This is a genomic window from Roseobacter sp. (assembly GCF_024639605.1).
In the GTDB taxonomy this organism is placed as follows: Bacteria; Pseudomonadota; Alphaproteobacteria; order Rhodobacterales; family Rhodobacteraceae; genus Roseobacter.
Genome location: NZ_JAHEHZ010000187.1, coordinates 1 through 5,535, shown reverse-complemented (window position 1 = coordinate 5,535; position 5,535 = coordinate 1). Strand labels below are relative to the sequence as shown.

At 59.3% G+C, this 5,535-nt stretch carries 8 protein-coding genes and 1 tRNA gene; 4 read left to right on the top strand and 5 right to left on the bottom strand.

Translation table 11 applies throughout. The features are described from left to right. Window positions 1–202: 202 nt before the first annotated feature. Both Q0M35_RS16945 and Q0M35_RS16940 read right to left on the bottom strand, forming a co-directional pair. On the bottom strand, window positions 203–778 hold the full coding sequence (locus Q0M35_RS16945) for a hypothetical protein (protein ID WP_295317444.1): 576 nt from the start codon (window positions 776–778) through the stop codon (window positions 203–205). Window positions 779–960: 182 nt separating this feature from the next. Continuing rightward, a tRNA-Tyr gene (locus Q0M35_RS16940) sits at window positions 961–1,044 on the bottom strand. A 110-nt stretch (window positions 1,045–1,154) separates the two neighbouring features. Here Q0M35_RS16940 and rlmB point away from each other — a divergent pair. The 3 genes from rlmB to Q0M35_RS16925 all read left to right on the top strand — a co-directional run bounded on the left by rlmB (window position 1,155) and on the right by Q0M35_RS16925 (window position 2,951). Further along, window positions 1,155–1,952 carry a 23S rRNA (guanosine(2251)-2'-O)-methyltransferase RlmB gene (rlmB, locus tag Q0M35_RS16935; protein WP_295317443.1) on the top strand — a complete coding sequence of 266 codons (798 nt, stop codon included), beginning with the start codon at window positions 1,155–1,157 and terminating at the stop codon, window positions 1,950–1,952. Then, the gene (locus Q0M35_RS16930) at window positions 1,949–2,266 is read left to right on the top strand and encodes a hypothetical protein (protein ID WP_295317442.1); all 318 of its coding nucleotides are present in this window, start codon (window positions 1,949–1,951) and stop codon (window positions 2,264–2,266) included. Before rlmB ends, Q0M35_RS16930 begins: the two co-directional genes overlap by 4 nt. A 217-nt stretch (window positions 2,267–2,483) precedes the next feature. After that, on the top strand, window positions 2,484–2,951 hold the full coding sequence (locus Q0M35_RS16925) for a CoA-binding protein (protein ID WP_295317441.1): 468 nt from the start codon (window positions 2,484–2,486) through the stop codon (window positions 2,949–2,951). A gap of 7 nt (window positions 2,952–2,958) precedes the next feature. On the opposite strand, the gene Q0M35_RS16920 is transcribed toward Q0M35_RS16925, so the two are convergent. The 3 genes from Q0M35_RS16920 to hisA all read right to left on the bottom strand — a co-directional run bounded on the left by Q0M35_RS16920 (window position 2,959) and on the right by hisA (window position 4,869). Beyond that, window positions 2,959–3,267, bottom strand: a complete 309-nt coding sequence (locus Q0M35_RS16920) for a phosphoribosyl-ATP diphosphatase (RefSeq protein WP_295317440.1) — start codon at window positions 3,265–3,267, stop codon at window positions 2,959–2,961. After that, complete coding sequence (gene hisF, locus Q0M35_RS16915; RefSeq protein ID WP_295317439.1) at window positions 3,264–4,025, bottom strand: imidazole glycerol phosphate synthase subunit HisF; 762 nt, start codon at window positions 4,023–4,025, stop codon at window positions 3,264–3,266. Before hisF ends, Q0M35_RS16920 begins: the two co-directional genes overlap by 4 nt. 118 nt (window positions 4,026–4,143) lie before the next feature. Further along, window positions 4,144–4,869 carry a 1-(5-phosphoribosyl)-5-[(5-phosphoribosylamino)methylideneamino]imidazole-4-carboxamide isomerase gene (hisA, locus tag Q0M35_RS16910; protein ID WP_295317438.1) on the bottom strand — a complete coding sequence of 242 codons (726 nt, stop codon included), beginning with the start codon at window positions 4,867–4,869 and terminating at the stop codon, window positions 4,144–4,146. 177 nt (window positions 4,870–5,046) lie between these two features. Here hisA and Q0M35_RS16905 point away from each other — a divergent pair, with 177 nt between their 5' ends. Next, window positions 5,047–5,433, top strand: coding sequence for a DUF2147 domain-containing protein (locus Q0M35_RS16905; protein ID WP_295317437.1), 387 nt, complete (start codon window positions 5,047–5,049; stop codon window positions 5,431–5,433). The last annotated feature ends 102 nt before the right edge of the window (window positions 5,434–5,535 follow it).

Here is a 5,535-nt window from a genome sequence, read left to right as displayed (position 1 = left end):
CGGGTATATCGCGTCGGTTTCTGCGCGATTCAGCATAGTTTGCAGCGGGCTCTTTTCGGCCGATCGCTGCATGCGACAGGAAGGTCGGGTCTAGCGGGTTTTCAGACAGCATCAGTGCGTAATAGCTTGGCTCCTATTCCCCGGTGCTTGGGCGCGACATGGACCGCGCCGGGGCCGCGTCTCACAGAGGCGCGGCCTTTCTCTATCGCTTCGCCATTTGCTTGCGCAGTTTTTCAAGTTCTTCGGCAATGTGGTGCGGCCCCTTGGTATTCCAGCCACCGCGAAAGCCGTCCTTAGGTTCGATTTTGTACGAAAGCGTTTCTCGCGATTCTGCGCCGGGCATAGCAGCCCAACTAACCTTCATATCGAAGACTTTCCCGTAAACTTCTGTCCCCATTACGCCCTGAATCTGCAACGCTTGGTCGGGCGGTAGTAGCGATATTTCGTGCGTCGGAAGTGTTTCGTCGTCTGGCTTGTCACCGTTCGGCTTTGGTAATGCGGGCGACATTTCTAGCTTGATATCGAAGGCGGTTGCGTTGCCTGTGTTTCTCAATGCCAAGTTTAATGCAACGGCGCTTGCGCCGCTCGACTCAAGGGCGCAAACGACAAAAGGCCGCGAGGTCATTTTGGCCAAGGCCGACGTTTCGACGGCAAGCACGCGTGTCACACGCCAGAGCGCCAAGGTGGCTAATGCGGTTACAAGTGCGACCGCGACTTGAGCCGCCGCTAGAGAATTCTCGCCGTCTGATAACCATACAATGATTGCGTCGAATGACACGTTTGAATACCCCCAACAACTGCTTGCCTACGCTTTGGATATGTTGATTGGCGTGCTACGACGCAACATATAGATTCCCGCTTTTGTGATAAATTGCGGCACTGAACACTCTGCCAGTTCATTAGGCGACGGTTAGGCAGCAATGCGATTTCTAAAAATTATCCAATGAAATAAAAGGATAATGGTGGGCGACCCTGGAATCGAACCAGGCGTGCGTCTCCGCGAGGGAGTTACAGTCCCCTGCCACACCTTGCGGCCTGTCGCCCACGTTGCCCATGCATTGCATCAGCAGTGAAGGCGTGATTACTAGCGGACCTGACAGGCGTCAAGACGAAAACCTTACCTTTTGCACGCCCCTGAAGAGCGGGAAAATCCGATGAAAAAACCTAAATGGGTGGTCAGGAAAGAGCAGGACAAAAAAGCCGGCGGGCGCGAGACAGTCTGGCTTTTTGGTCTGCATGCTGTGCGCGATGCGCTGCGGAACCCGAGGCGCGAAAAGATCCGGCTCGTCGTGACGCTGAACGCGCAGGGCCGTCTGGAAGATGCGATCGCACAGAGCGGCATAGAGCCCGAGGTGGTGGACCCGCGCAAATTCAGCGCCCCTCTGGACCCGGGATCGGTCCATCAGGGTGCCGCACTTGAGGTGAAACCGCTGGACTGGGGCAGGCTTGAGGATGTGTGCATCGGGGACGCGGCCCCAAGGGTGATGCTGCTCGACAGGGTCACTGATCCTCATAATGTGGGCGCCATTCTGCGTTCGGCTGAGGTGCTGGGTGCCTCTGCGGTGATCGGCACGCGACACCATTCGGCGCCCGAAACCGGCGCGCTGGCAAAAACCGCCAGCGGTGCTTTGGAGCGGCAACCCTATCTGCGGGTGCGGAACCTTTCGGATGCCATGCGTGCTCTTCAGAATATGGGGTATCTGGTTCTGGGTCTCGACGGAGAGGCGGAGATGACAATCGAGGCCGCCGTTGCCGGTAAGGAAGACCGTCCCGTTGCGCTGGTTCTGGGGGCAGAGGGTCCGGGGCTGCGCGAAAAAACCAAAGAGACCGCAGATCATCTCGTCAGAATTGATGCCTCCGGTGGCTTCGGCTCGCTCAACGTGTCGAACGCGGCTGCCATAGCACTTTATGCCAGCCGAGGCGCCCGGCAGGCGGGGGCGCCGGACACATGATCCATACCGCCAAAATCGCAACCTGCTGTTATTGCGGCGCGCGCGCGGCACTGGTGCTGGAGCCAGGACGACACGAACTCAGTTGTTCAACCTGCGGGGCGCCGCTGCACGAACTCAAGCGGTTGCCCACCAGTCATCCCGGGCGGTCTTATCCTGTGCGGGGCAGGCCGGAACGGCGCGATGCCGCGAAAAAGCAGTACCTGTCTGGTGAAAAGCGCCGCCGGAAATCGCCTCCGCGCAAAAAAAGACGCAGCAGTTTTATGAAGGACCTGATCGAAGAGGCCTTTGATGTCATTGAGGATATTTTCGACTGACGCAGCACAGGGTGTTTGCGCGCCACAGCCGCCTGTTCACAGATTTGCGAGGCTCTCTGGTCTGACAGGAGATGATACCTATCTCACACTGTGACCGGTTGGCCCGGAACGCCGACCGGTGACGTTACTGTCCCTCGTTCCGTACCTTGCAGCGCCCTTGCCCCCGCGGGTAACGGGCGCTCTTTTTTTCCTCTGCTACCCGACATAGGGTCGTCGCATGAGCTACAGCCATTCCCATCTGAAAGACATTCTGACCCGCACGCGCTCAATTGCGGTTGTGGGGGTGTCCGTTAACCCTGTTCGCCCCAGTTACTATGTGGCGCGGTATCTTACGCTCAAGGGCTTCACTGTGGTGCCGGTCAATCCGATGCACGCCGGCGAGACGCTGTTCGGCCGTGAGGTCGTTGCCAGTCTGAGCGGGATCGGAGGCGGGATTGATATGGTCGATATCTTTCGTCGCTCAGAGGCGGTGCCTGAGATTGTGGACGAGGCGCTTGACGAGCTGCCGGGCCTTCAGACGATCTGGATGCAGATCGGGGTGAGCCATGCGGCCGCCGCCGCAAAGGCTCAGGCACGCGGCATAACCGTTGTCCAGAACCGGTGCCCGAAAATTGAATATCAGCGGCTTTTCGGCGAATTGCGCATGGGTGGTTTTGCGACCGGCGTGATTTCTTCAAAGCTCTGACGCAGGTTCAGCGTCGTGCTGCTTTTTCGGCCAGGCCGGACTGTGCCTGACGCCTGTCCAGTTCCGCCATCACATCTGACAGCGCCACATCGCGTGCGGCCAGCATGACCAACAGGTGATACAAAACATCTGCGGCCTCCCGCGTCAGGGCGGCCCGGTCCCCTCTGACGGCCTCGATAATGGCCTCGATTGCCTCCTCACCGAACTTTTCGGCGCATCTTTCAGGCCCTTTGCTCAGCAGCTTTGCGGTCCATGAATTGTCGGCATCAGCAGTCCTGCGCCCGGTGATCGTCGCGTAAAGATCGTCCAGTGTCATGTGAGCCTCATCGGTATGCCTGCTGCTGCCATATGCTGTTTGGCCTGTGCGATGGTATAGTCTCCGAAGTGGAAGATCGAGGCGGCCAGTACCGCCGAAGCACCTCCCTCGGTGACACCCTCGACAAGGTGATCCAGGGTACCCACGCCGCCTGAGGCAATCACCGGTACCTCGACCGCATCGGAAATCGCCCTGGTGAGTGGCAGGTTGAAACCTGCGCGGGTGCCGTCGCGGTCCATGGAAGTCAGCAGTATTTCACCCGCACCTTTGGAGACCACGATACGCGCGAATTCAACCGCGTCGATGCCCGTTGGCTTGCGTCCGCCATGGGTGAATATCTCCCATTTTCCGGGGCTTACAGTTTTGGCGTCGATGGCCACGACAATGCACTGGCTTCCGAACTGATCCGCGGCTTCTGCCACGACGTCAGGGTTGGCCACCGCCGCGGAGTTGAACGAGACTTTATCGGCACCCGCCAGAAGCAGTGCGCGAACATCGGCCACCGTGCGCACGCCGCCGCCCACCGTCAGCGGGATATAGCAGTGCTCGGCCGTTCGCGTTACCACGTCAAACATGGTGCCACGGTTTTCATGGGTTGCAGTGATATCCAGAAAGCAAAGCTCGTCCGCGCCCGCTGCGTCATAGGCGATCGCTGCATCGACCGGGTCGCCGGCATCGCGCAGATCGACGAAGTTGACACCTTTCACAACGCGTCCTTCGGCGACATCGAGGCAGGGAATGATGCGGGTTTTCAGCATGAATCCGGTTTATGAGGTTCGGAAGGGCGGGGCAAGACAGTGAAACGGCCCTTCGGGGAGGATATTTTTGAGCCAGAGAAGCATCCAGGAGTTGCACAGGGTAAGCCGTCGCAATGGCTCAGGCCGGTTCTTTCAGGACGCGCAGCGCCTCTGGCAGATCAATAGCGCCGTCATAGAGTGCGCGGCCCGAGATAGCGCCGGAAATGACACCGGTGTCACGCAGCGCAATGAGGTCCGCCAGCGAAGAGACACCGCCCGAGGCAATCACCGGCAGCGACACGGCGCGCGCCAGTGCTTCGGTGGCGGCGACGTTGGGCCCACTCATCGCGCCGTCGCGCAGAATATCGGTATAGATGATCGCAGCGACACCCGCGTCCTCAAAAGACCGGGCGAGATCAGTGACCCGCACGGTGGTCTCTTCGGCCCAGCCCCTGGTTGCGACAAAGCCGTTTCGGGCGTCGATGCCGACGGCAACCTGTCCGGGAAAAGCGCGTGCGGCGGTACGCACCAGATCGGGATCTTCCACTGCAACCGTGCCCAGAATGACCCGCGCAAGCCCTTTTTTCAGCCATCCTTCGATGGTCTGCATATCCCGGATGCCGCCACCAAGCTGTGCCGGCACATTGCAGGTCTCCAGGATCGCCCCGACCGGGCCCGCATTCACGGGCATGCCGGCAAAGGCCCCGTTGAGATCTACCAGGTGCAGCCATTCACAGCCCGCATCCACAAAAGACTGCGCCTGGGCTGCGGGGTCATCGCTGAAAACCGTCGATTGCTGCATGTCTCCGTGCACAAGTCGGACGGCCTGCCCGTCTTTTAGATCAATTGCGGGATAAAGGATCATCGGCGGACTTTCTTTGGTGAGGTGTCGGCTGCGGCAGGTTCGTATGCCCGCGCGGCGTTCATGCACGCAAGTGTCATGAAATGCAACGCAGCGACACGTCACTTCGCGACGTACGGTCACGCTTGCGATGCGTTCGGGGCGCGAGGCAGGGTGCGCGCAGTTTGACGGGAGGAAAACATGAAACGAGTTACAATATTTGCAGCCCTGGTGGCGATGACAGCCGGAGCGGTCGCTGCGGATCCCCTGGAAGGGGTCTGGCAGACTGAGCCGGATGAGGGGGCCTATGCCCATGTCATGATCGAGCCCTGTGGTGCGAATTTCTGCGGAAAAATCGCACGTACCTTCAAGGATGGTGCTGAGTATCAGTCGCCCAATCTTGGCAAAGCGCTGGTGATAGATATGACCCCTGAGGGCGACGGCAATTATCGCGGGCAGGTCTGGCGTCCGAGCAACGACAAGATTTATCTTGGAAAGATTGCGCTGAGCGGGGACCGTATGAAGCTTTCAGGCTGCGTGGCGGGTGGGCTGATCTGTTCAAAACAGACCTGGGCGCGCATTCAGTAAGTAACTGACCGGGCAGAAAAAACGGCGCATCAAAGAGGTGCCGTTTTATTTTTATCCGACGCGCCGGTTCAGGCCGCTTTGCGCTTGCGCCTTACGACTGCA